At 36.2% G+C, this 21,734-nt stretch carries 27 protein-coding genes; 6 read left to right on the top strand and 21 right to left on the bottom strand.

Features of this window, described 5'->3' with window-relative positions:
* Window positions 1–9 precede the first annotated feature (9 nt).
* The 12 genes from NGR58_RS07455 to NGR58_RS07400 all read right to left on the bottom strand — a co-directional run bounded on the left by NGR58_RS07455 (window position 10) and on the right by NGR58_RS07400 (window position 6,662).
* Entirely contained in the window at window positions 10–402 is a 393-nt protein-coding gene (locus NGR58_RS07455) for a hypothetical protein (RefSeq protein WP_258088939.1), read from the bottom strand.
* Window positions 403–412: 10 nt separating this feature from the next.
* Entirely contained in the window at window positions 413–961 is a 549-nt protein-coding gene (locus NGR58_RS07450; protein WP_258088938.1) for a hypothetical protein, read from the bottom strand.
* Window positions 962–963: 2 nt separating this feature from the next.
* Window positions 964–1,110 (bottom strand): hypothetical protein, encoded by a 147-nt coding sequence (locus tag NGR58_RS07445; RefSeq protein ID WP_258088937.1) that lies wholly within the window; start codon window positions 1,108–1,110, stop codon window positions 964–966.
* Window positions 1,111–1,253: 143 nt separating this feature from the next.
* Entirely contained in the window at window positions 1,254–1,559 is a 306-nt protein-coding gene (locus tag NGR58_RS07440; RefSeq protein ID WP_258088936.1) for a hypothetical protein, read from the bottom strand.
* On the bottom strand, window positions 1,549–1,806 hold the full coding sequence (locus NGR58_RS07435) for a hypothetical protein (RefSeq protein ID WP_258088935.1): 258 nt from the start codon (window positions 1,804–1,806) through the stop codon (window positions 1,549–1,551). The genes NGR58_RS07440 and NGR58_RS07435 overlap by 11 nt, the downstream gene beginning before the upstream one ends.
* Window positions 1,807–2,120: 314 nt before the next feature.
* Window positions 2,121–3,557, bottom strand: coding sequence for a DNA primase family protein (locus NGR58_RS07430; protein ID WP_258088934.1), 1,437 nt, complete (start codon window positions 3,555–3,557; stop codon window positions 2,121–2,123).
* A complete protein-coding gene (locus tag NGR58_RS07425) occupies window positions 3,554–4,462 on the bottom strand; it encodes a hypothetical protein (protein WP_258088933.1) in 909 nt (302 codons plus the stop codon). The genes NGR58_RS07430 and NGR58_RS07425 overlap by 4 nt, the downstream gene beginning before the upstream one ends.
* Entirely contained in the window at window positions 4,446–4,712 is a 267-nt protein-coding gene (locus NGR58_RS07420) for a hypothetical protein (RefSeq protein WP_258088932.1), read from the bottom strand. Before NGR58_RS07420 ends, NGR58_RS07425 begins: the two co-directional genes overlap by 17 nt.
* Window positions 4,702–4,980 (bottom strand): hypothetical protein, encoded by a 279-nt coding sequence (locus tag NGR58_RS07415; RefSeq protein WP_258088931.1) that lies wholly within the window; start codon window positions 4,978–4,980, stop codon window positions 4,702–4,704. Before NGR58_RS07415 ends, NGR58_RS07420 begins: the two co-directional genes overlap by 11 nt.
* 220 nt (window positions 4,981–5,200) lie before the next feature.
* Window positions 5,201–5,461 (bottom strand): hypothetical protein, encoded by a 261-nt coding sequence (locus NGR58_RS07410; RefSeq protein WP_258088930.1) that lies wholly within the window; start codon window positions 5,459–5,461, stop codon window positions 5,201–5,203.
* A 296-nt stretch (window positions 5,462–5,757) separates the two neighbouring features.
* Window positions 5,758–6,372, bottom strand: a complete 615-nt coding sequence (locus NGR58_RS07405; protein WP_258088929.1) for a Rha family transcriptional regulator — start codon at window positions 6,370–6,372, stop codon at window positions 5,758–5,760.
* An 86-nt stretch (window positions 6,373–6,458) separates the two neighbouring features.
* Entirely contained in the window at window positions 6,459–6,662 is a 204-nt protein-coding gene (locus tag NGR58_RS07400) for a hypothetical protein (RefSeq protein WP_258088928.1), read from the bottom strand.
* 129 nt (window positions 6,663–6,791) lie between these two features.
* Here NGR58_RS07400 and NGR58_RS07395 point away from each other — a divergent pair, with 129 nt between their 5' ends.
* The 3 genes from NGR58_RS07395 (at window position 6,792) to NGR58_RS07385 (ending at window position 9,457) form a co-directional block, all read left to right on the top strand.
* On the top strand, window positions 6,792–7,484 hold the full coding sequence (locus NGR58_RS07395; protein ID WP_258088927.1) for a helix-turn-helix domain-containing protein: 693 nt from the start codon (window positions 6,792–6,794) through the stop codon (window positions 7,482–7,484).
* A 235-nt stretch (window positions 7,485–7,719) separates the two neighbouring features.
* On the top strand, window positions 7,720–8,094 hold the full coding sequence (locus tag NGR58_RS07390) for a DUF1304 domain-containing protein (RefSeq protein WP_258088926.1): 375 nt from the start codon (window positions 7,720–7,722) through the stop codon (window positions 8,092–8,094).
* 211 nt (window positions 8,095–8,305) lie between these two features.
* Entirely contained in the window at window positions 8,306–9,457 is a 1,152-nt protein-coding gene (locus tag NGR58_RS07385; protein WP_258088925.1) for a site-specific integrase, read from the top strand.
* Window positions 9,458–10,065: 608 nt separating this feature from the next.
* Here the strand turns inward: NGR58_RS07385 and NGR58_RS07380 are convergent.
* On the bottom strand, window positions 10,066–10,242 hold the full coding sequence (locus NGR58_RS07380) for a hypothetical protein (protein WP_258088924.1): 177 nt from the start codon (window positions 10,240–10,242) through the stop codon (window positions 10,066–10,068).
* A 685-nt stretch (window positions 10,243–10,927) separates the two neighbouring features.
* On the opposite strand from NGR58_RS07380, the gene NGR58_RS07375 reads away from it, so the two are divergent.
* Window positions 10,928–11,215, top strand: a complete 288-nt coding sequence (locus NGR58_RS07375; protein ID WP_258088923.1) for a hypothetical protein — start codon at window positions 10,928–10,930, stop codon at window positions 11,213–11,215.
* Between the two features lie 85 nt (window positions 11,216–11,300).
* On the top strand, window positions 11,301–12,587 hold the full coding sequence (locus tag NGR58_RS07370) for a hypothetical protein (protein ID WP_258088922.1): 1,287 nt from the start codon (window positions 11,301–11,303) through the stop codon (window positions 12,585–12,587).
* A 107-nt stretch (window positions 12,588–12,694) separates the two neighbouring features.
* Here NGR58_RS07370 and NGR58_RS07365 read toward each other — a convergent pair whose 3' ends face one another.
* The 7 genes from NGR58_RS07365 to NGR58_RS07335 form a co-directional block, all read right to left on the bottom strand.
* Complete coding sequence (locus NGR58_RS07365) at window positions 12,695–13,390, bottom strand: aspartate/glutamate racemase family protein (protein ID WP_258088921.1); 696 nt, start codon at window positions 13,388–13,390, stop codon at window positions 12,695–12,697.
* Window positions 13,391–13,614: 224 nt separating this feature from the next.
* Window positions 13,615–14,484 (bottom strand): DNA/RNA non-specific endonuclease, encoded by an 870-nt coding sequence (locus NGR58_RS07360; RefSeq protein ID WP_258088920.1) that lies wholly within the window; start codon window positions 14,482–14,484, stop codon window positions 13,615–13,617.
* A 122-nt stretch (window positions 14,485–14,606) separates the two neighbouring features.
* Window positions 14,607–15,278: a histidine phosphatase family protein gene (locus NGR58_RS07355; protein ID WP_258088919.1), complete on the bottom strand. Its 672-nt coding sequence runs from the start codon at window positions 15,276–15,278 to the stop codon at window positions 14,607–14,609.
* A gap of 36 nt (window positions 15,279–15,314) precedes the next feature.
* Window positions 15,315–15,662, bottom strand: coding sequence for a DUF956 family protein (locus tag NGR58_RS07350; RefSeq protein ID WP_075269264.1), 348 nt, complete (start codon window positions 15,660–15,662; stop codon window positions 15,315–15,317).
* Between the two features lie 87 nt (window positions 15,663–15,749).
* A complete protein-coding gene (locus NGR58_RS07345; RefSeq protein ID WP_258088918.1) occupies window positions 15,750–16,697 on the bottom strand; it encodes a PTS system mannose/fructose/sorbose family transporter subunit IID in 948 nt (315 codons plus the stop codon).
* A gap of 19 nt (window positions 16,698–16,716) precedes the next feature.
* On the bottom strand, window positions 16,717–17,517 hold the full coding sequence (locus NGR58_RS07340) for a PTS mannose/fructose/sorbose transporter subunit IIC (RefSeq protein WP_258088917.1): 801 nt from the start codon (window positions 17,515–17,517) through the stop codon (window positions 16,717–16,719).
* 46 nt (window positions 17,518–17,563) lie between these two features.
* Complete coding sequence (locus tag NGR58_RS07335) at window positions 17,564–18,544, bottom strand: mannose/fructose/sorbose PTS transporter subunit IIB (RefSeq protein ID WP_258088916.1); 981 nt, start codon at window positions 18,542–18,544, stop codon at window positions 17,564–17,566.
* A gap of 225 nt (window positions 18,545–18,769) precedes the next feature.
* Here NGR58_RS07335 and NGR58_RS07330 point away from each other — a divergent pair, with 225 nt between their 5' ends.
* Window positions 18,770–21,580: a YfhO family protein gene (locus tag NGR58_RS07330; RefSeq protein WP_258088915.1), complete on the top strand. Its 2,811-nt coding sequence runs from the start codon at window positions 18,770–18,772 to the stop codon at window positions 21,578–21,580.
* A gap of 62 nt (window positions 21,581–21,642) precedes the next feature.
* Here the strand turns inward: NGR58_RS07330 and NGR58_RS10290 are convergent.
* A partial coding sequence (locus NGR58_RS10290; protein ID WP_407077151.1) for an IS3 family transposase occupies window positions 21,643–21,734 on the bottom strand: 92 nt, incomplete at its 5' end.

Genomic DNA, 21,734 nt, shown 5'->3' with positions numbered 1-21,734 from the left:
CTGTTCCACCTACAAAAACACCCAGAAATCACGCCGTTTTAAGCTGAAATCCGGGTTTTGAAAAATTTTCGTAGTCCGGCAACTCTCGGTGCCGAAAAAACCTGTCCATAATCTTGACATCAGCGCCGCTAATTCTTTCAAGTCGTCTCTGATAGAGTCGCTTTCAAATCTCGTGATGCCTTTTTCATTTCTACCGACTGATATGATATTCAAGGTATCTTTGTCATCCATGAGTTGCTTTTGTAAAGTCACCTTTTCAACCATGCCCACATCTGGACTTGCTATGCGCTCTTCTTTGAATGCCATTTGCTTTTTGAATTCATCAATCTCACTATTATTTTCCTGCTCACGTTTGATTAACGCATCAATGTTTTTCTTAATCGTTTTTAAACTCTTAGCCATATCTCACTCCTTAAAATTTATATTCTTGTCGTAATTCGTTTGCTGTGCGATCCAAACCGTGCAACGGAACACGTGGCATATAATCATGCGCGTTTAAATCTTTTTGATAGTCCCCTGTTCTAGTGGTAATATCGTCAACCATATAAGCTAACTGGCGAATATTTGTTTCATCTTTCTTAGCTTTCTTTGTGTATTCCATTACTACATTGTGAAACGTAACCATTGATGATATAGCCTTTTTATATGCTTCATCACTATCGGCAGTTTCTGACTTTTTAATTTCACTAATTAACTTACGGGCATCTTCAACCATTAGTAGCGAACTATGCAGCCGTTCGTTCAGTGTTTCTAATACAGCTTTGTTATCTGTTATCTTGCGTTTCATCTCAATTACTTCAGAAACAGATAAGCTGGTATCATGAACTTTTGCTTCTAGTTCTGTATTTTCATCCTCAATATTTTTAATCGCCGTTTTTTGTTCAGCAACCTTTTGATACATAGAATTAACCTTAATTTCGGTAGCGCCTTGTTGCTTAGTTTCTTTTTTAGTAAATAACATTTTCAACCCCTGTGTTCTTTAATCTTAATTAGTTCGTACAACATAATATTCATCTCTAATACATCTGTTAAATCAGAACCACTATACTCATCCAAACGTTCGTTCAACTTAAAAGAATTCTGCTTAGCTAGTTCTATTACCTTATACATGTATCTATCAATCATGCTTTCAAAGTGTTTTATATTTTTATAAAATGCGTCTGTGCTATACCTCATGTCATTCTATGCCTCCTTTTTTTATACACGCCATGCCTACTCATTCTAAGGTGGCAAGATAAATATATATTTCATTCCTATAACCTTGCCTCCAATTCCTTAATGTATTTCTTTAATTCAAACACTTCATCAGCTAATTCATCATTATTATCAACCACTGGCATATTATCTCTAAGGTCAGCCAATTCATCTTCAAGATGGTTGCTTGCACCTAACACATTTTCATCTTCCACATCTGCAAAACGTGCCACAATCTGCGCCATGTTATACATAACGTCCCTTAGCAGTGGATCATCTATGCGCTTAGCTTCTTCCATTAACTCGGCATCTTTCGTTCTCAAATGGTTCAAGAAAGCTTGCTCACTATAATCTTCATATCTCATAATATTTCGCCTCCAATTCATCAACTTTGCTTAATAGGTAAATGTTTTCATGACGTAACTGCTCAACTGTTGCTTCTAGCTCACTCAACCTATCTTCTGGATCGTCCACGATTGGAGTGTACCTAGCTTCTTCAATTACGTTCTCATCTTCATCATCAGCATATTGAACAATGGTAAATAACAGCACTTCAATTGCATTTAGTAAATGAATTTTATTATTTTCTGTAACTCTAGGGTCAAATGCCATTGTCTTATCTCCTCTTTTTATGCCAACTATCCATTAACTATTCAGTAAATATCCAATAATGATATACGTTATGGATAATTAAAAACATTGTCATATCAATGGTTACGGCTGTTTTTTTAGTGAACTATCCAAATTATCCACAAAATTCCATACTTGTTGCGTCGCTACATATAGAGGGTAGAATTTCCTTTACAAACAACTTCATATTTTTATGGATAATATGGATAATTACATAAAATAATGCTCTTAACACTTGGTATATAAGCATTCTGGACTATCCAAAGCTTTTAATTTTTATGGATAATTATGGACAGTTATTGGATAATTTCATCATCTGGCACAATATCCAAGCCGATATATCGCCATGCCTGTTTTTCATCATCATCAGGTCCATGCATGACTTTCTTACGTTCTACGCCTCTTTCTAGCAATGCATCATTAACTGACTTTTTGCTTGGTACAGTTAGACCACCATCTATGAACCAAGCTTTCAACTCATCATACAAACGGTTAACTCTAATGCCACCGTTGATATTTCCCTTTTCCCATTTTTGAGTTTTCTCCTGTAAGAACATGCTTAGCGGATCACTGTTGCGCCATTCATCTGTTAGTTCTTTCATAGTATCGGTAATGGATAGCGTGCCTCGGTCTAGCGCTTTCTTAAATTCTCGTAAAGCATAGTAGGCAAAGGCTGGCAACTCATCTTCTATAACATCATCAGGGAATAGTTTTGCTCGCTTAGCTTGCTCAATGGCATTATCTCGTACGACTGGCGCAACCGTTGTCAAAACCAAAGCTCGACTAAATACCCCTTTATCATCTCGCAACGTTGGTAAGTCGTTGGCTGCAAATAGTAATGTCGCAAAATTTTCCAGTGTGAACTCGTTACCGCCTTTAAATCTTGCATTAATACCATCTCCACCTGTTAGGTTTTTCAATTGGTCGGGACTAGATATATAAACCTTTTTCAAGTCCATGAATATATTGGCATAGTGTCCCAATAAGTCAGCGATGTTAAATGCATCCGTTCCCTCTGTCTTGGTTAATTTTTCCATGGATAGATGACTGATATTTTTTTCTAAAATTAACGGTTTGATAATGCGATTGTTTAGTGTGCTTTTCCCATTTCCCGGTTCACCTTGTAAAATTACAAATTTATTAAATGGTTCATAGCTTCGATAAAACATGTAGCCGATATATTCTATTAGAAATTGGTCGCCATCTCCCACCATATATTTAATCAGTGATTTAATCGTTTTTGGATCTCGTCCTGATGTATCAAGGTTGTAACTAAAACCACCTAGAATATAGTCATTTTTATTGGCTGGTTGTAATTGATTAGTTTGTAAGTTGTATGTGCCATTCTTAAAAGGTATTAACCACGGCACGGTTTTTTCAAATACATTACCAGTAACAAAAATATCGCTACTTAACCAGTCTCTGATTTCCCAACTGATATGCTTTTTATAAGCATTATGAGCATCTAATTTAGTGTTTACTAACTTAGCCATGCGGGCATTTAATTCATTCGCACCATTAATGCGTTCCCAATAACCACCGTTATAGTAAGCACCATTCATCAGTGCGGGTGTTCTTATGAGTGGGTGTTCTTTTTCGATTTCTTTGCCCAATGCTGTTGAGTCAACAATTTTATTATTCTTATCATCCACCGTCAGCCATTTAGGTAATGGTTTGCTTTTCTGATTTTTTTCGTATTCTCTAATGTCATCCACCGTCAACATTTCGCTCATATAGTCCACCTCTTAAACCATGTATCAAATTTGCGCTTCAATTCGCTGTTGCTAATTGGATCACTACCCAATTTATTGACCGCCTCAACGGTTTCAACTGTGGTACGAACATCGCCATAGGTATTTTTGAACGTCCAACCACCTATCGCTGTCAACATGTTATCCCAACCATCAAATAACATATAATTGCTTTCGGGATCTAATAAGCAAGCGATAAACTTTTTGTTATGCTCTGCCCAATTGGGAACTGCTCGTTTGCCTGCAACAACACTAAAACCATTGATGTATAGCGTCTTTTTGCGGTATTTTTTAGAGTTTGCATCATATATCTTGACGAACTCATCAACAGGCAAGGTGTGCCCGTCACTGTATATAATCGGTTCATTTTCAGAGTTCTGGGACGTTTTTACGTATAGCCCTTGTAATTGCTTAAAGCTCTTATTAACGGCGGTATCATCTCCGTGTAAGCCTATGCTGGTGAGCAATACAGACCATAATTTCAAATACTCCTCGGCAGTCACTGCCCTACCTAGTGCTACGCCTGCACGCAACCTTGCGCCCTCTTTGATGTTGTTACTGATAGTTGGATAGATAACGTGTAACACGCTGTAAGCCTCTAATAAATCGTTTAAACGCTTACTCGTATCTGGATAACTGCCCTCATCATCAATATCAATAAATAGCACTGTGCGTCCAATAACTTTGTCTGCTCTTTCAACACCCTCAACCCGTCCATATAACACATATTTCGCCATATTCAGCTTATACTCGGCTAATTGATCCGCTGTCAGATTTAACGCCTCTTGTGGCGTATTAGTCATTTGTGCAAGATGGTAAAAGTCCCCGTTGGTTTCCTTGAAGACATCATAACGGTGTTGTCTGACGCCATCAGTTAAATAAATCATCTTGTAACCACCCCCTTAAATGCATTCTTGCTTGTTTTTCTTCTTTTAAAGAAAGTGGTCTAATCAAGCGACTATTTAACCTTTCAGTGCTAGACACAATCATAGATACATTATTTGGGTAAAGCATTATTGCATACGTAAGCGCACGAATATAATGATCGTAACGCTTCTCATTGATAGGGTTGTGGTACAACTCAAACATGCCTGCCATTGCTTCATTCTGCTCTTGTTTCGTTGGTTTAAAGCTCATTGTTTGCCACCTCTACATATTCAGGTAATTCATTAATTAGTTCTTTTAAATCAATTAGTAACTTGCTCATAGCTGGGTACAAATTAGTAATTATTTCTAGTGATCTAGCCACTTTGTTATATCTGGAAGTTTCTTCCATATCTTTGATGGTAAGAGAAGCAACGCTGTTACTGATTTCTACATCCAATCTGTCGATAATTTTCATGGAATGTTTCAAATCTGCTAAATCTAGTTTGTTTTGGTTGCTCATTCCGCTTTGATTGTTCATAATGTAAATAAACCTTTCTTTATAAGAGAGTTCTTGATTGATTTCATATATTATCGGGTCGCCAAACTTTCAAATATATGACTTTAGAAACTGTCAGTTACAATTTTTTGTAGCTGTTTTTTTTGTGTCGTAATTTCCACTTCATGATGATTGCTCCTTTTTATTGATTGCCTTTTAACGCCATGCTTAGGGCTGGTGGTGTCTAACATGATGTGGTGATCTACAAACTCTTCATTGCTTCATCTAATTCATCACGGTTATAACGTTCTAGTCTTGCCAGTCCATGCTCATCAAGTGAATGCACTGGGATAACACCATCATCTACTAACTTTTTAAATGCTTGCTTTCCTAAATTCACATATGCTTGCGCTTGCTGTTTATTCATCCATTGACGCCCGTTGTCTTGGATGTCTAGCTTGTCAGAAATTGACAAAACAGCTTCAACAAGTGCGGGATAATCTGTTACAATATTGTTAGTCATTAAAAAACGCTCCTTTATTTTTGATGCTATAAATTCCATTTAAACCACTGTTAGTGCACATTGCTGATGATGGTTTTTTCTTTTGGTTTCGGTGTGGTAGTCCCGATTATTGTTTTTTTAATACTAACTAAAAGATTAACCAAACATTCAGTCGTGCCCTAGATTTAATCTAGCCCGTGCAATAAGTGGCGTTTAACAAAATAGTCCATGACTGGTGCAACTAGTATCAATGCAACGCCTGCAATACTAATTTGAATAAAAAAGTCTTTGATTGCCTCCATTAGTGACGCTCTCCTTTACTTGACGATTGAGACAGCTTGCTTAATAACTTTGTATAATTGCCCAATCATGATTAAACTGGCGATTGCCTGCTTCACTCGTTCGAACTCATCCAATTGTTCACTCGTAAGCACCTCTTGTGCGTTGGCAACGTGGTACATGCTTCTTAGCTGTTTAGGTGTGTAGCCTGTAACTGCCTTATATGCCAACGTGTGGTAATTAGAATAGGCGTATTGATTATCAGGCAAATACTCATGGATCACTTGCCCTAAATCTTTGTTAATTTGCTTATTGCGTTCTAGCAAAACTCGTTGATTAGCCACCTCTTCACGCAACTCATAGAATGCTTTAACAAGATTAACTTTAAATTCAGTAACTACTGGTGTGTTATCTAGCATTGTCATTAGTAAAGTTGCTTGCGGCTCATTCAAATGCCATTCTTTTTTAGGTCGTCCACGCCCATTTAATTTACGCATCTCAAATGCCATATTTCCAAACTCTTCAAGTTCATTCATGTGATTATTAATTAATTGCATAACTGCATGTCTTGATGTCTTTGTGTGCAATGTAAGTACGCTCACTGTTTTAAATGGTTCACTTTTCATATCGTGTACAAATACTAAATTCTTCATGTTATAATTAACCTCATAACCTTTCGTGTTATAGCTGTAATTAGATTTCTGCCCTGCCATTTAGCCATGGTGGGGCTTTTTTACGCTTATAAATCTTGGTGTAAATAGTTATTCACTGCTGTGAATGTCTTACCACTAACTACAAATGGCGTTGGTTTATCTAGAACATCTTGAATAGTAGAACGTGATAAATTAAGGTGCTTTGCTAAGTTAGTACGATTTAAACGACTTAAAGCCTGCTTCTTTAATAATTCCTTTTGCAGTGTATCTGTAAAAATTTGGTATTCCATTACATTTCCGCCTTTCATAAAACGAGTTATGCGTTCCATGTCATAATGTTAAAACGAATAACTCGTTTTGTCAATTATAAAAATGCAATATGCGTTTTTATGTGGTATTATACTTTTGGAGGTTCTTGTATGAATAGAATTAAAGAATTAAGAAAAAAAACAGGGAAACAGCAAAAAGAAGTTGCAGAAGAATTAAAAATTCCAGTTTCAACTTATGCCGGATATGAAAGAAATGAGCGTGAACCAAAGTTAGCAACGTGGCAAAAATTAGCTGATTACTTTGACGTTGATGTGGGATATTTACAAGGTTTAACAGATTACAAGAATGCCGTTGACCTATGGGCAGAAACTCTATCAGATAACAAGGAATACCAAAATAAATTAGAGAATGAATTCAATAAAATTGAAAATTCTAACCATTCAACTGGTAAAGTATCTACCGATATGAAACTTGCGGTTAATAATATGGAACATCTCGCCTCAGGTACAAATGAGCAGGCAATAACAAAAATTATTGAGAGTAATTTAAGCGATATACGTTCAACTGTTACTGATTTTTATACCGATAAAAATAAAAAACCGTCCGGAATTGAGGGACGATTATTAGGTAGCGAAAATAATTTCGGTAAAGACTGGTTTTATGATGATTTAAATCCTGATTATTATGATTTCTTGATAGATGCTCTAATTGACTTTGATAGATATATAAGTGCTGGTTACACCGTATACAACATTGAAAGCGATAACTCAGAAACTAAGGAACTTATTAACGATATTTTTTTGAGATTAAAGAAAAATATCAACCCCGATAATACAAAATAGCCCACGTCACAAAAGGGTGTCTAACTTAGCCCCCGATCTCACGGCCAAAGTTTCGGCTATGAAAGGAAAATCTTATGTATTGGAAAGGTTTATCTAAGACTAACGAAAAGCGCTTGTCGCAATCAGATATAATGCCACTCTCGCAAACCAATATACAAACATTGTCAGAAACTAATAAAATAGGTCTACAATCTTTACAAGGTATATTTGATAGCATCATGAAAGGAAACGTTAAATGAGAATCTTAATCGCTGTTTTAAGTACCTTAGTAGCATTGGAATTCTTTTTCATTATGTATTTGGAAACATTTGCTACAAAATCGTCTCGTACCGCCCAAACATTTAACATGTCAAAAGATGATCTTGCAAACGAAAAAATAAATACCTTACTTAAAAATCAAGGTGTCTACAATGGGCTTATTGGTGTGGGAATACTTTATTTATTGATTTTCACGCAAAATTACAACGGCAGTTTGTTAGCAATTATGATTTATATTATTTTGGTTGCTCTATATGGTGCTTTTTCATCAGGGGATAAAGCAATTTTCTTCAAACAAGGTTCATTAGCTGTTATCGTTTCCGTACTGTTACTACTTCAAATGATTATGTAAGTTCCACCGTGCCCACTTGTGGATTCACTCTGATAATTTCCATAGTGAAATAGCGTGGCTCAAATCTGGGCTGCGCAAATCTGCGCTACCAGTGTCGCTCCACAAATCTGTGGAACCATTCTCACTCGCCATATCTGGTTAGCCAAATACTCAAAATAAACCATACATATACGCTCGATGTGGTAGTCCCGTATAGAAAGTGTTTAATTTTATGAGTATTAAAAAGCAAAAAGATAAAACATATAATGTACGTATTTCTTATAGTGATGGCAATGGTAAACGTCATGAGAAAAATAAAAAGGGTTTCACGTCCCTTACCCTTGCGAAAAAGTGGGAACGTAAAACCCTTGATGAGATTGATGAAATTATAGCTAATCAGGAACAGGCAAAGAATAGAATGCTGCTACGTGACGCCTATGAGATGTGGTTAGTTACCTATAAACCCAAAGTAGCCGATACAACTTACTTCCGTGTTACTCGTTTCATGGATAACCATGTCTTTGTTGCTAAATGGTTCAAAGATAGCTATGTAGATGAAATTACACCTACTATTTTACAGCAATTTGTAAATGAGTTGAGCACAACTGTTCACGATTATAATAAGAATCTCATGCCATTGAAACAAACGCTTGCACAATGTGCTGTTATGGATCTAATTGAAATAAACCCATTTGATAAGATTGTTAAGCCAAAAGCTAAACCATCTCCCATATTTACGGATAGGCTAGACTTCTATACAGTCGAACAGCTTAATACGTTCATGAGTAGCGCTAAAAAGCTGTATGGTACTGATGACAACATGTATCGAATTTATGCGTTGTTTCGTATGTTGGCTTTCACTGGCATGAGACGTGGCGAATTATTAGCACTCAATTGGTCTGATATTGATTATAAAAATAATCTGATTCATGTTACTAAGAACCTTGTCACTAGTTCGAGTGTAAAAGAGGTGATTCACCCACCAAAAACCAAAGCGGGCAAGCGTGATGTTAAGGTTGATAACAATACATTAGCTATCTTACGTCACTGGCAGGCTATACAAGCTAAGTTAACGCTTGCTAGTGGCTTGCAATCTACTGGCATAGTCTTTACTAACGGGGACTTAACAGGCTATCAAAACGTTAATAAACTGCGTTTGTGGTTAATTCAAATAGCTAAACAAGCTAACTTGCCACGTATCAAAGTTCATGGTTTCCGTCATACTTATGCCACCCTTGCTATTCAAGCAGGAATGAATATAAAACAATTACAGTATCAATTAGGTCATGATGATGTGCAAACAACGTTATCAGTGTACAGTGGACTGACTGAAAGTGATAAAGCAAAAACAGCAGATGTATTTACATCACTGGTTAATTTTTAAATTAATGTGTATTTAAGTGGTTAGATCCCTTAGATATCCTCAAATATGTGTATTTTAATGTGTATTTTTGAAACTTAAATGCCTTTGTATCAGTCTTTGTGGGGCTTTAACTAACTCCCCCCGGGTTCATTTATAAGTCACTACAAACGTTGAATTAAAGATATTTGTGTTATAGTTGGTGCCAAATTCATTTTCAGTTTGTTAATTTAATTTTAGGCCTGTTAGGTTATTTACCTAACAGGCCTTTTATTTATTATTACAAATTGATTGCCTTAACAAAAGTCTATGAGATAAAGAAAAACGCTGATAAGCCTTAAAGACTCTAATTAGCGCCAACTTCATAGCAATACTCTAAACCTGCCAACTGTACGTTCTCGCATACTTTGCAGATTTTTTGTATGTTTTGACTATATGGGGGGCGTTTTCACTTTGTAAAGTTATTCAACTAAAAAATATAGACGAATGCCCATACTGATGAAATGACTTTCGCCTTCCTGTGGTTCATCCTCTTGTCAGTTAGCTCTTCATAGGCTCTGCGGTATCCATCTACGTATGGTATGGACAGTAGAATAATGGCAGCTATAACAACACCAAGGATGATTAATAAATTAATCACTATCATATCTATCCGCTATCAGTTTCTTCAACTCATCCAGATCGTCATCAGTTGCTAACTGCCTAATGAATGATCGTGCGTAAGTTCTATATTTTAGATACTTAGCATGTTCTTTATTTTTATCTTGCCAGCGCTTGTTAGCTTCATTTTGCGCGTCCTTTTCTACCATACTAAAAACCTTTCATCATTAATACAATAGTTAAAATAACCAATATTATTGTTAATACTACTTTAGCTATTATGTTGGCCCACCTTAACTTTTCATCTCTACTCATAACGAAGCATTTCCTCCATACAGAGTATCGTACTATATATAATTGGTCTTGTTTTATTATTTTCATTGATAATATTTCAATTCAAAATAAATGCACTATTTATTATTTTTAATTATTGAAAAGTTTCGATATGTGCCGGATTATCTAATGAATTGACAAACACCGACACTCGCCCATCACCTTCAACTGATAATAAAGTTCCAGCATTCCCTGTGCAACTATAGCACCCTCTTCAACAAAAATCGCTTGTTTGCAATTGGGCGTGCAAATTCAATTCTGTGTAACATTCAGCATTGTATTATTTCGCAAGGCTAGTGTTGCAATTGTATTTAAAACACTAGCTACCAGTTTGTGCTTTTATCTTTTTGAAACTGGTAGTTAATTACAGAATAGCTATTATACAATGTACTCTTAATATGTAATAATCCTCCATTATCCGTTTGAATTGTTAACATACCTAACAATTTAAAATAATATTCATTAAATTTTAATTTTACATATATAAACAATACTAGTGATATTATAATGTTAAATTGTTCTATTTTAGGAGTTTTAAGCAAAATTGGAGGATAGTATGAGATGAGTCTCTACGGATTTTTTAAGAATAAAGTGAATTACATTGATATTATGTTGATTGTTGTGCTGGGTGTTATTGCGACAATTGCGCCCTTCTTAAGTCACTTTTATAATATTTCTACAGATGGTGTCTACCATCTTGCCCGTTTTCAATCTATTGCAGATTCACTAAAAGATAATTCAATACCCAATACACTAAATTTTAAATATGTCTCACAAAAATTCAGCCATCGGCGTCGCTATCAATTCACTGTACCCCTGGCTGACAGGTCTAATATTTATAATTCCTAATTTAATATTCCAAAATCCCATATGGGGGTTAGCAGCTGGTTTCCTTATCCTAAACATAGTTACAATATCAACTGCCAAATCCCTCATGAGTTATATTTCATCTAGTCGAATAATCATCTATACTGGCGTGGTAATTTATCAGTTTTATAATTATCATTTTATAGATTTGTACTCTCGCTCTGCTTTTGGTGAATCAATAGCTTACGCATTTATACCCTTGGTATTTTTAGGAATTTTACAAATCTATGATGCCAAAAAAACTGGCTTTTTAGTTCTTGGATTAGGAATGGGACTATTAATCAATACCCCTATCATTTCCCTTATATTTGGTCTTCTCATTATTTTAATTAGTATTCTGCATCGATGTGCGACAAAGAATATGACACGTCATGTGTTAGTAGCCTTCTGTAAAGTAGGACTTGTTGGTATACTAGTTGGTTTATATGCCATATATAACTTACTAGATGTTTATCTATTAAATAATATTGTGGAACCCTTTAAAACAATAAAAATGTTGGACATGAACACAATGCTCACAACGTTATTGAATAATGATATTAAATCTGAGAATTCTATAGGCTGGAACTTAGGCTTACCAGTTACCCTATTATTAATAGGCTTACTTATCCTTGCATATAAATCGAAGCAAAATTCAACTTGGAAAACATGGATTATCAGTGCAGGAGTTATTTATCTATTCATCTTTAATTGGTGGCCTATAGAAACTCTCGTTAACACCCCACTTAGCATTATTCAATTTTATGGTCGTCTCTTTGTTATCATTAGTCTATTAATCAGTATTGGCTTTGTTTTATTTTTAAATCACACTACAGTTAACAAGAAACGGTTGATTTTATTAAATATGCTGATTATGGCATTTTCTCTATCAGCAGTTTATCAAAACCATTATAACTATTGGACCTATCGTCAGTCCTTGAACTCGAGCAACTATTACACGACGTTAAAGAATCGCAGTACTTTTTCTGATTACTTACCTGCTAAAGGGTCTAAAACTAATGTTAGTGTATTGTTTGACAAAAACGTCACCGTGCCTAAACAAAAAAAGTTAACTAACAATGGTGTTCTCTTTCAGATCAAGGCGAATAAAAATAAAATAGTTTCCTTACCTGTTGTTATGTATAACGGTAAAAATTATAATATCTGGGTAAATAATAACAAAACCCACAGCTTATCTGCTAAGTTGTTACGAGTAAAACTAACCAAAGGAACTAATACGATTAAACTGACATCTATTAACAATAAAAATGAATCACTATTAATAATTTCAGTTGGTAGCTTTATCGGATTTAGTTCATATCTATTTTTCCGAAATCGAAAAAATAAACGACAATATTTAAGCAAAAATTTCTAAAATAAAAGCATCCGCACGAAGAGTCATTGTCTTCAACCGGATGCTTTTTTAGTTATAAATATGTTTCGAAAATTTAAATATACACATTAAAAGACATAGTCATGCTCTTATTCAGCATGCTTAACAACATATTTTGCCAACTCATGTTGCGCATCAATGATGTATTCAGATGGATATGGCTCTTGTTCTTGAGCAACCGATAGTTCAGTACATCCTAAAATAATGTAATCACAATCAAGCGTTTTAAAGAAATACGTGATCAATTGATGGTATTTCTCCCGGTTCACAAAGTCCTTATTTTTAATGTCATCATAAATTAATGACATAACCCTTTGCTGATGAAGTTCATCCGGTACGACCGGTTGCACACCTTTATCAATTAATTCTTTCTGGTATATTTCTGCAGAAATCGTACCATCAGTGGCCATGATACCTACTTTACTATTTTTATTAGTGCCCGTTTGGCAAGCGCTTGCCGCTATATTAGGCATACTTAAAATTGGCGCTTTAGATGACTTTTGTAACTCTGATCGAAAATAATGAGCTGTATTACAAGTCATAACAATGAATGAAACACCTATATCATTTAATTTCTCAACATCCGATTGTAACAAAGGTAATGGATTAGGTTTTGTATGATCAAATATATAAGCTGTTCGGTCCGGAATAGAAGCATGATTAAAAACAATGTAGTCTAGATAATCTTGGTCTTTATGCGTTTCAGTTAATTGATTTACGGTATGAACAAAGTTTTCTGTCGCCATCGTTCCCATACCACCAATAATTCCAAAAAATTCTTTCACTTTCTACTCCCCCATATTCTAAAAAACATAATTTTGGTGAGAACACATCAATGATATTATGATTTAAATCGCTTTTACCAGCTTATTAACACACTATAAAATTAATACACCATCAAAAAGTAATTATACATTTTTTTAAGTAAAAGACAATCTAATGCGTAGCTAAACATTGGACCCCTTGAACTAACTATCATCAGCTCAAGGGGTCCAAAATATCTTGTAAATTACTTAACCACCGTACTATTACCAGTTGCATAGTCTATTTCAACACCCGGCTGAACATTAGGTACAAAAACATTGAATTGCAATTGGCCATCTTTAGACTTTGCTTCCATATGATTACCTGATGGCACCAAATTATCGCCAATATAAACCGGTGTCACTCTATATCTCACATTACGATTATTATCGAGTGACTTTCGAACAAGCGTCTCATAATAATTTTGCCCTGTATTCTCGGAATTGCCATTTGAAGCTTGATTAGCCCATGCCGTTTGTGTTGCTATATTTTGTGGATTCGCTTCAGAAGGATCAAACGACTTAAGACTACCCGCCAAGGCATACCCAATTAAATGCCCTCGATTATACAGTGTATTATAACGACCACCAATCGTTTCCTGCTGCCAGCCAACTGGTTCAATGGTTCGTGAGTTTCCAGTCTCTGATCGTGATTGATATTGCCGACTAGTTCTATTTAAGAATGCATTTGCTACTCCTGGTCGACCAAGACTGTCCTGTTGTGCTAATTGAACATATGGTGCGACATTAACCTGCGCATTCAAATTTGTTTGGTTATCATTAACAATATAAGCACCCGTCTTATTAAATGACACTTTATTTGCATTTAACTGTTTAACGACATCATCCGTTAATACCGTTTTAGCTAGTGATTCACTTGGATGGGTGTCAGTAACTGTACCATAACTAACCCCGTCTTTAACATTTACTGTTTTATTAACCTTTGCTGATGAAGAAGATTGATGACTATTATTGTTTGTTTGATCATTAATATTAATCACACCGGTTTGCTGTAAAATTAAAAGACCAACAATGACTACTGCAGTCCCAATTGGAATATTTTTCTTTCGGCCCATATTGCTGCCTCCTTTATGACGTCAATAAGTATATCATGTCATAAAGGTTTATTCCGAATTTCATTAAAAAATAGACTGTCATCAAAGAATATGTCCAGTCTATAATCCTAAAAATTTATTAATTAATCCTGCACCGGCTCATTATTATATGTAATAATTGAAAGCCCATCTTTGTTCAATTCCATCTGAGAAATTGAACCATTTGCCGGACGTTCATGTACAGCAATTTTACCTTCACCAAATCGATCAGCTAAAGAAATCAACGTATTACCATGACTAATCAAAAGCACATTGTCACCATCGTCTAAAACAGGATTAGTCAATATGCGTTTCAGTCCAGCTAGCACACGTTGCCAATATTCTTCACTATTTTCGGCATCGTGCCATGGATCAGCATCTTTTAATAAGTCCTTCGTTTTATCAACACCGTATTGATCCACTATTTCTGCATAAGTACGTAATCCTACTGGCGCACCAGCACTAGTCCAAGCCACATCCATATTTGACCCTTCAAAACTACCGTAAAACTCTTCACGAAATTTTGCATCTGTAATTAAACTAATATCACGGCTATTCTTGTTTTCATCTAGAATAATTTTGGCCGTATCCATGGCCCTAGTAGTATCTGAACTATAAGCTGCTTTAAAGTGTACCTGAGATAGTTTGTGACCAGCTTGATAGGCATCTTGAATACCTGACTCCACTAAAGGTGAATTCCCCCAACCCTGTAGCTTATTATAACGATTAAAATACGTCTTCCCATGACGTACAACATATAAGTGTAAAGTCTTCATTAGTCCATCCCCCCCTTTTGCTCATTTTAGCACAAATCATTTTCGCTTACGTTCCATGGCCCCTTTACGACGCATAATTTGTTCAGGTTTTAAGTATTCACGAAATACACTGACGGCTTTTTTTGCCTTCCCCCCGACAAACTCAAAGGTCTTACCATCTGTAGTCGTTACAAAAAAGCCACGATAGTAAAACTTTAAAATGATTTCCATACTAACGGATTTGACATTTTTCCACGGTATTTGAATATAACCACCATGTGTATTAGCTCGGAATTCCATGCCACGGTCACCATAAAACATTTTACCTTGTTGAATGTTAACGGGTGACATCATTGCATTCGCATTACCTGACAATATTATTTTTGTGTTTAATGCTTGGACCATTATTGTTCTCCTATTTTATATAAAAAAAGATGGGTCAGCGTACTCACTGCCTCATCTTTTATTCTAACAAATTTACTTTAAATTGTACTATGCCATAATACCAAAGGCGTATGCCAAGATACCAACGATAAACAATCCAAAGATAATTGTGATAGCTGATACACGCTTACGTAGCAACCACAAAACAATAAACATCAACAACAATGGTGCCAATCCAGGCAATAAATCATCCAATGTGTCTTGCAGAGTTGTGACTTTGTAAGCAGTTAGCGACTGTTCATCTTGAATTTGGGTAACAACTTTAGCAATCTGTGATGCAGAAACATCGCCACCATTAATTGACTTAGCTAATGCAGGAATATCAGCAGCCGCACCATCTTGTACCTTAACCTTTGACATAACAACCGGGAAGTTCATCGTCGTCCAACGAGGAACCAAAACTCCCATGATAAACATACCCAATATTGAAGCACCAGTGGTGATTTTTTGCATCGCACCACCACCAAGGTCCTGCGTAATGTTTGTACCTTCTTTATAACCTAGTTGTTGCGTATACCATAGGAACAACATACGGATTAGATTCCAAACAACGAAGAAGATGATTGGACCCATCACTGAACCACCTTGTGCCATACCAGCAGCAAACGCTCCTAGAACTGGACGCATCGTTCCCCAGAAAATTGGATCTCCAACACCAGCCAAAGGTCCCATCATTCCGACCTTAACTCCGTTCATGGCCTCATCATTAATTGGTGCACCATTTGCACGTTGTTCTTCCATAGCAAGCTCAACACCCAAAATAGGTGAAGCCACATATGGATGTGTATTAAAGAATTCCAAATGACGCTTCATTGCAGCGGCACGATCTTCCTTCGACTTGTACAAACGACGGATACCCGGAATCAATGAGAATGCCCAACCAACGTTTTGCATACGCTCATAATTCCATGAAGCCTGCAAGAAAGTTGAACGCCACCAAGTATTTACAAGATCACTTTTGCGCAAGTGAACTTCGACTTTTTCATTTTCACTCATGATGTACTATCCTCCAAGCTTAGTAATTATCTAAAATGGCATCAATTGGATCGCCATTTGAACCATTTGAACCGCCGCCATTACCTGATCCACCATTAAATCTTGGTGACAATTGTAGGTAAATCAAAGCCAATACAAGACCAATCATACCCATGGCAATCAAGTTCAATTCTGAAACAGCTGACAAGGCGAATCCTAAGAAGAAGAATGGCCAAAGCTCGGCAGTTGCCATCATGTTAATAACCATTGCATATCCAACGACAACAATGAATCCACCAGCAACAGCCAATCCCTTTGTAATCACATCAGGAATAGCATTCAATGCAGTATTAACAGGACCAGCACCAACCGCCATTACGACGATAACTGGAATTGCAATACGCAAACCTTGTAATGCCAAAGCTGTCCAGTGGATTGCTTCGATTGAACGTAGGTTACCCTTTTCAGCTTGCTTATCAACAATGTGAGCCAAAGCAACTGTAATCGTACGAACACCAATCGTCAAAACTTGACCAGCAACCGCCAAAGGAATAGCAATCGCCATACCAGTGTCAACACTAACTTGTGCTGGACCAGTTACTAGGTATGCTGACACGGTTGAAGCTAAGGCAGCATCAGGTGCAACAGCAGCACCGATGTTCATCCAACCTAGAGCAAGCATTTGTAACGTTCCACCAAGGATAATTCCTTCAGTTAAGTGTCCGTTAGCTAACCCAATTAAAGTTGCGGCAACCAATGGTTGGTGGAATTGAAACTGATCTAAAATTCCATCCATTCCAGCTAGGAATGCAAATAGAACTACGAAAAACGCTGAAATCATGCGTTATCCTCCCGAATAATTTCTCTACTATTTAATTAATAACAAATTACGACTTCTTTAATAAGTCAAAAACATCTCTACCTTGATCGGCTGGCACTTTACGAACATCAAAAGTTACACCATTATCTCGTAGATATTCCAATGTCTTAACGTCTTCATCATCAACAGCAACCGCATTCGTTAACATACGCTTACCTTCTGAATGAGACATTGAACCAATGTTAACTTCATCCAACTTAACACCGCCCTCAACAGCCTTCGCAACATCTTGTGGTGTTTCGAATAATAACAAAGCTCTTACTGAAGAAAATCGAGGATCATCCCAGACATCTACCAACTTTTGAATAGGAATAACGTTAACCTTAACACCCACTGGTGCTGCTTGAACAAGCAATGTCTTACGTAGCTCATCTTTTGACACACCATCCGAAACAACGATGATACGGTTTGGCGTCACAGCCTTTGTCCATGCAGTCGCTACTTGTCCGTGTAGTAGTCGTGAATCAATACGTGCTAAACGAACATCCATCGTTGCCGAACCAGTATGAATAACCTCATCAATATCTCCAGCCTCAACAATTGGTTCATCACCTTCTTCTGCAGAATCTGCAGTGGCTCCTGCTGGTTCCTCAGTTTCAGGCAAGGTTTTTACACCATCTCGTGCAACCGGCATCAAGTAACTTGCAATTTCAGCAGCTGTTTCCATTGTGAAACGAGCCCCATAAGCTTCTACTAACATTGGCAAGTTTAACCCTGTAATGATGGCCATACGGTCCTCATGCAAGGCTTGAATTCGAGATGCAGCGTTAAACGGTGATCCACCCCACAAATCAACGAGGAACAATACTTGTCCCTCAGGTTCAAATGTTGCAAGAGCATCCTCAAACTTTTTCGTCAAATCTTCCGGACCTTCATTGGGCATAAATGTTACTACTTGAACATTCTCTTGCTCACCAAAAATCATCTGACCTGACTGTCGGATACCCGCAGCAAATTCACCATGACTAGCAATAATGAAATTCACCATAATTGCCACGCTCCTTATTTATATAATAATTCAAAAGTACAAACATTACTGTACTTGTGTAATTATAGACTATCTTTCATCATCTGTAAACGGTTACACACTTACTTTAAATTATTTATTTGTCAGGTTTTCAGGCCGATTATCATCAGCTAATTATTGCCATTTTTACGCTTTAGTAACCCTGAAAATGCTATAATATTTTGATAGTCTTTTGGAGGTATCAACATGCGCTCTTGGTTGAAATGGTCTAACCGGCCAGTAATCATATATACGATTCTTTTCGGCATTCTGTCGATATTTATTTTTGCGCCTTACTACATTACAGATACGTCATTAATTTGGCAGTCAGATGGTATCGCACAACACTTTCCAGCCTTAGTACACTGGCAAGAAGACTTAAAAAACATTGTTCATAATCACACATTACCAACTAATTGGCAATGGCAAATTGGTCTAGGAGCCGATTATTACCAAACTTTTTCTTATTACACTTTAGGAGACATATTCAGCTACGGCGCTGCCTTAGTTTCTAAAGCTCACCTAATTGCATACTACAACTGGATGGTTATCGTGCGCCTTTACCTAGCTGGTATTGCTTTTTTGTTAGCTGCGCAACATTGGTTCAAAAACCGTCCAACATGGCACTATCAGATAGCTGTATTTGGTTATATATTTTCAGGATATACAGCATTTTCAGCTTTTGAACATCCGTTTTTTATCAATCCTTTAATTATTTTTCCGCTCCTCATCCTGGCATTAGATGTGGCTTTATCTAAGAAAAAATATAGTTTCTTAATCATAATGTTGTTCTGGACACTATGGAACAATTTTTATTTTGCCTTTATGATGATGATTGGATTAAGTGTCTATTGGCTCGGCTATCATATTAAAAAACAAACTTGGCCAAATTGGCAAGTATTTATTAGAACTTTACTCTCGGGGTTAGTTGCTAGCTTGTTGGCTGCCCCATTATTGTTACCTAGCATGGATGCTGTCTTCAATTCAGCACGGTCAAATAGTACCATTGCAAATGGACTAACCGTATACCCTGCCTACTATTATTTTTCATTACCTGGTAATCTAATTGCCAATCAGACCACGCCATCATTTTGGTTAACTGGAGGTTTTACAGCCATTAGTATTATGGCCATTATATTTGGTTTACGACGTTGGCGACAATATCGCCTGTTTAATTATTTATGGTTAGCCAGCTTAATTAGCCTTTGTTTCCCCATATTTGGAGCCATTTTTAATGGTGGCTCTTCGCCATCTAATCGTTGGTTATTCCTATTATCATTACCGATTAGCCTAATGGTCCTGCATCTCATGGCGCAGTTACATACTTTAAATAGGCATGACTATTTAAGCTTTTTTATTACTGGTATATTAGCAAGCCTTTCATTATTTGTCATAAGTAATTTTAATCTAAATAGCCGCTATGGTATGATGATTGCGCTATATTTTGCCTCATTAGCTTTATTATGGCTCATGCAATCCAATGTCGCACTTAAACCAATGTGGTTAATTTTACTGGTCATGTTTAATGCATTTTTCTTGGTGACTCGTAATCATACAAGTAATACCAATCCCAAAGCAACCGATTTATTACCAAATCAAGTGGTTAAACAGTTACTGCATCAACAAAATAATTATAAAAATCAAAATAATAAACAAATCAGTCGATCTTACGTGGATAATCAATTGAATAATGCAACCGATATTGCGCCAGCAACTAACCTCCCACTTCTAAGTAAGCTGAACAATGTTGAAAGCTATTGGTCATTGCAGAGTGGCTCAGTTAGCAACGGGCTAGCTCCACTTGGTATCAGTTCGTCCAATCCTAATGATATTACTGGTGACCTTGATTCACGTAACGTCATTAGTAATGTTTTAGGCGTTTCTGATCGCTATGAAAACCCAGACACATTAACACCTAACTCTTATCAAACACAGACGAATCAGATTGTTAATGGTCAGACAATTAACCACTCTAAAAATGCTTATCCACTGACTTATCTACCAGATTATTACTTGAACCAAAAATACTATAATGCACTATCACCAACAGAAAAAGAAGCTTCAATGGCTGATAGTGTTGTGTTACCTAGTCATTCATCTTCTGACAAATCAAAATTTAGTCAAAAAGTTGCTTCTGGTTTAATAAGAACTGATTTAACAAAAAAAGCAAAGAAAAAACAACATATTACGTACAAAACAAATACAGACTGGTTGCCTGAAGGCTTTTATCTCAGTCCTTCCAAAACTTTAAAGGGTACTGAATTACACTTGGAAATATCAAATATCCATTTTAAACCCTATCATTTAAAACAACAGCAACAAGTCGCCTTAAATCAATATCGTTATAAACACACGCAAGATGCCAGAAATGCACAAAACTTAATTGATCGGCGATACAATGAGCAAGCATTTACTTGGAATTGGTATAAGAATAATTTTAGTAGTATTGGCAAGGAAATTAATAACTACACTATATCCACTACTTACAATGACATAAGTAATGAATTCACACAAACTGGACAATCAAATCTATCATTTTATAATCCAAAGAAGAATATTACATTAAACCTTGGCCAAGCTAATGCTGTGAATAAAGAAACTTTTATTCCCATATCTTTTGATAAAGTTGGACAATATGATTTTGACATTCAAGTGAAAGCAATTCCAACAGGCAAAAGTTTTAATAAAGTAGCGCAACACGTGCAACAAACAGCACCACGTTATAAATTAGGCAATAACCAACTATCAACATCTATTACCGTTGATAAACCTAGAATACTAGCAACTACTGTTCCTTATAGTCATGGTTGGACGGTTAAAGGTACCCGTGCTAATCTAATTAAACTTGGTAATGGATTTATTGGGATTCCCCTAACTGCGGGTAAGAATAATATAGTTTTGTCTTATCACACACCCGGAAGCCATTTAGGTAAAATCAGTTTCTTCATTGGGTTGTTAATGATTGGTTTAAACCTTATAGCCCGTCTATTTAAAAGATTAGTCATATCTCAAAATTAAGCATTAATTTGCTATACACAAAAAGGATTCCCTGAACTGAACCCCAAAAATTGGAGAGAAGTTTAAGCAACTAGCTGGTCGGAAAGATTTCGGTATTGAACCGGAGTTTTTCCGGCCAGTTTTGTTTTAATCCGTTTATTATTGTAGTAATAGA

It is taken from the genome of Weissella fangxianensis, from assembly GCF_024718545.1.
GTDB classification, from domain to species: domain Bacteria; phylum Bacillota; class Bacilli; order Lactobacillales; family Lactobacillaceae; genus Weissella; species Weissella fangxianensis.
The sequence above is the reverse complement of the archived record's forward strand: the minus strand, read 5'-3'. Positions and strand labels throughout refer to the sequence as shown.

Excerpts from the sequence above, each read along its gene's own strand:
- NGR58_RS07455 (WP_258088939.1), bottom strand. The coding sequence starts at position 402 with ATGGCTAAGAGTTTAAAAACGATTAAGAAAAACATTGATGCGTTAATC.
- NGR58_RS07450 (WP_258088938.1), bottom strand. The coding sequence starts at position 961 with ATGTTATTTACTAAAAAAGAAACTAAGCAACAAGGCGCTACCGAAATT.
- NGR58_RS07445 (WP_258088937.1), bottom strand. The coding sequence starts at position 1,110 with ATGTATAAGGTAATAGAACTAGCTAAGCAGAATTCTTTTAAGTTGAAC.
- NGR58_RS07440 (WP_258088936.1), bottom strand. The coding sequence starts at position 1,559 with ATGAGATATGAAGATTATAGTGAGCAAGCTTTCTTGAACCATTTGAGA.
- NGR58_RS07435 (WP_258088935.1), bottom strand. The coding sequence starts at position 1,806 with ATGGCATTTGACCCTAGAGTTACAGAAAATAATAAAATTCATTTACTA.
- NGR58_RS07430 (WP_258088934.1), bottom strand. The coding sequence starts at position 3,557 with ATGAGCGAAATGTTGACGGTGGATGACATTAGAGAATACGAAAAAAAT.
- NGR58_RS07425 (WP_258088933.1), bottom strand. The coding sequence starts at position 4,462 with ATGATTTATTTAACTGATGGCGTCAGACAACACCGTTATGATGTCTTC.
- NGR58_RS07420 (WP_258088932.1), bottom strand. The coding sequence starts at position 4,712 with ATGAGCTTTAAACCAACGAAACAAGAGCAGAATGAAGCAATGGCAGGC.
- NGR58_RS07415 (WP_258088931.1), bottom strand. The coding sequence starts at position 4,980 with ATGAACAATCAAAGCGGAATGAGCAACCAAAACAAACTAGATTTAGCA.
- NGR58_RS07410 (WP_258088930.1), bottom strand. The coding sequence starts at position 5,461 with ATGACTAACAATATTGTAACAGATTATCCCGCACTTGTTGAAGCTGTT.
- NGR58_RS07405 (WP_258088929.1), bottom strand. The coding sequence starts at position 6,372 with ATGAAGAATTTAGTATTTGTACACGATATGAAAAGTGAACCATTTAAA.
- NGR58_RS07400 (WP_258088928.1), bottom strand. The coding sequence starts at position 6,662 with ATGGAATACCAAATTTTTACAGATACACTGCAAAAGGAATTATTAAAG.
- NGR58_RS07395 (WP_258088927.1), top strand. The coding sequence starts at position 6,792 with ATGAATAGAATTAAAGAATTAAGAAAAAAAACAGGGAAACAGCAAAAA.
- NGR58_RS07390 (WP_258088926.1), top strand. The coding sequence starts at position 7,720 with ATGAGAATCTTAATCGCTGTTTTAAGTACCTTAGTAGCATTGGAATTC.
- NGR58_RS07385 (WP_258088925.1), top strand. The coding sequence starts at position 8,306 with ATGAGTATTAAAAAGCAAAAAGATAAAACATATAATGTACGTATTTCT.
- NGR58_RS07380 (WP_258088924.1), bottom strand. The coding sequence starts at position 10,242 with ATGGTAGAAAAGGACGCGCAAAATGAAGCTAACAAGCGCTGGCAAGAT.
- NGR58_RS07375 (WP_258088923.1), top strand. The coding sequence starts at position 10,928 with ATGAGTCTCTACGGATTTTTTAAGAATAAAGTGAATTACATTGATATT.
- NGR58_RS07370 (WP_258088922.1), top strand. The coding sequence starts at position 11,301 with ATGAGTTATATTTCATCTAGTCGAATAATCATCTATACTGGCGTGGTA.
- NGR58_RS07360 (WP_258088920.1), bottom strand. The coding sequence starts at position 14,484 with ATGGGCCGAAAGAAAAATATTCCAATTGGGACTGCAGTAGTCATTGTT.
- NGR58_RS07355 (WP_258088919.1), bottom strand. The coding sequence starts at position 15,278 with ATGAAGACTTTACACTTATATGTTGTACGTCATGGGAAGACGTATTTT.
- NGR58_RS07350 (WP_075269264.1), bottom strand. The coding sequence starts at position 15,662 with ATGGTCCAAGCATTAAACACAAAAATAATATTGTCAGGTAATGCGAAT.
- NGR58_RS07345 (WP_258088918.1), bottom strand. The coding sequence starts at position 16,697 with ATGAGTGAAAATGAAAAAGTCGAAGTTCACTTGCGCAAAAGTGATCTT.
- NGR58_RS07340 (WP_258088917.1), bottom strand. The coding sequence starts at position 17,517 with ATGATTTCAGCGTTTTTCGTAGTTCTATTTGCATTCCTAGCTGGAATG.
- NGR58_RS07335 (WP_258088916.1), bottom strand. The coding sequence starts at position 18,544 with ATGGTGAATTTCATTATTGCTAGTCATGGTGAATTTGCTGCGGGTATC.
- NGR58_RS07330 (WP_258088915.1), top strand. The coding sequence starts at position 18,770 with ATGCGCTCTTGGTTGAAATGGTCTAACCGGCCAGTAATCATATATACG.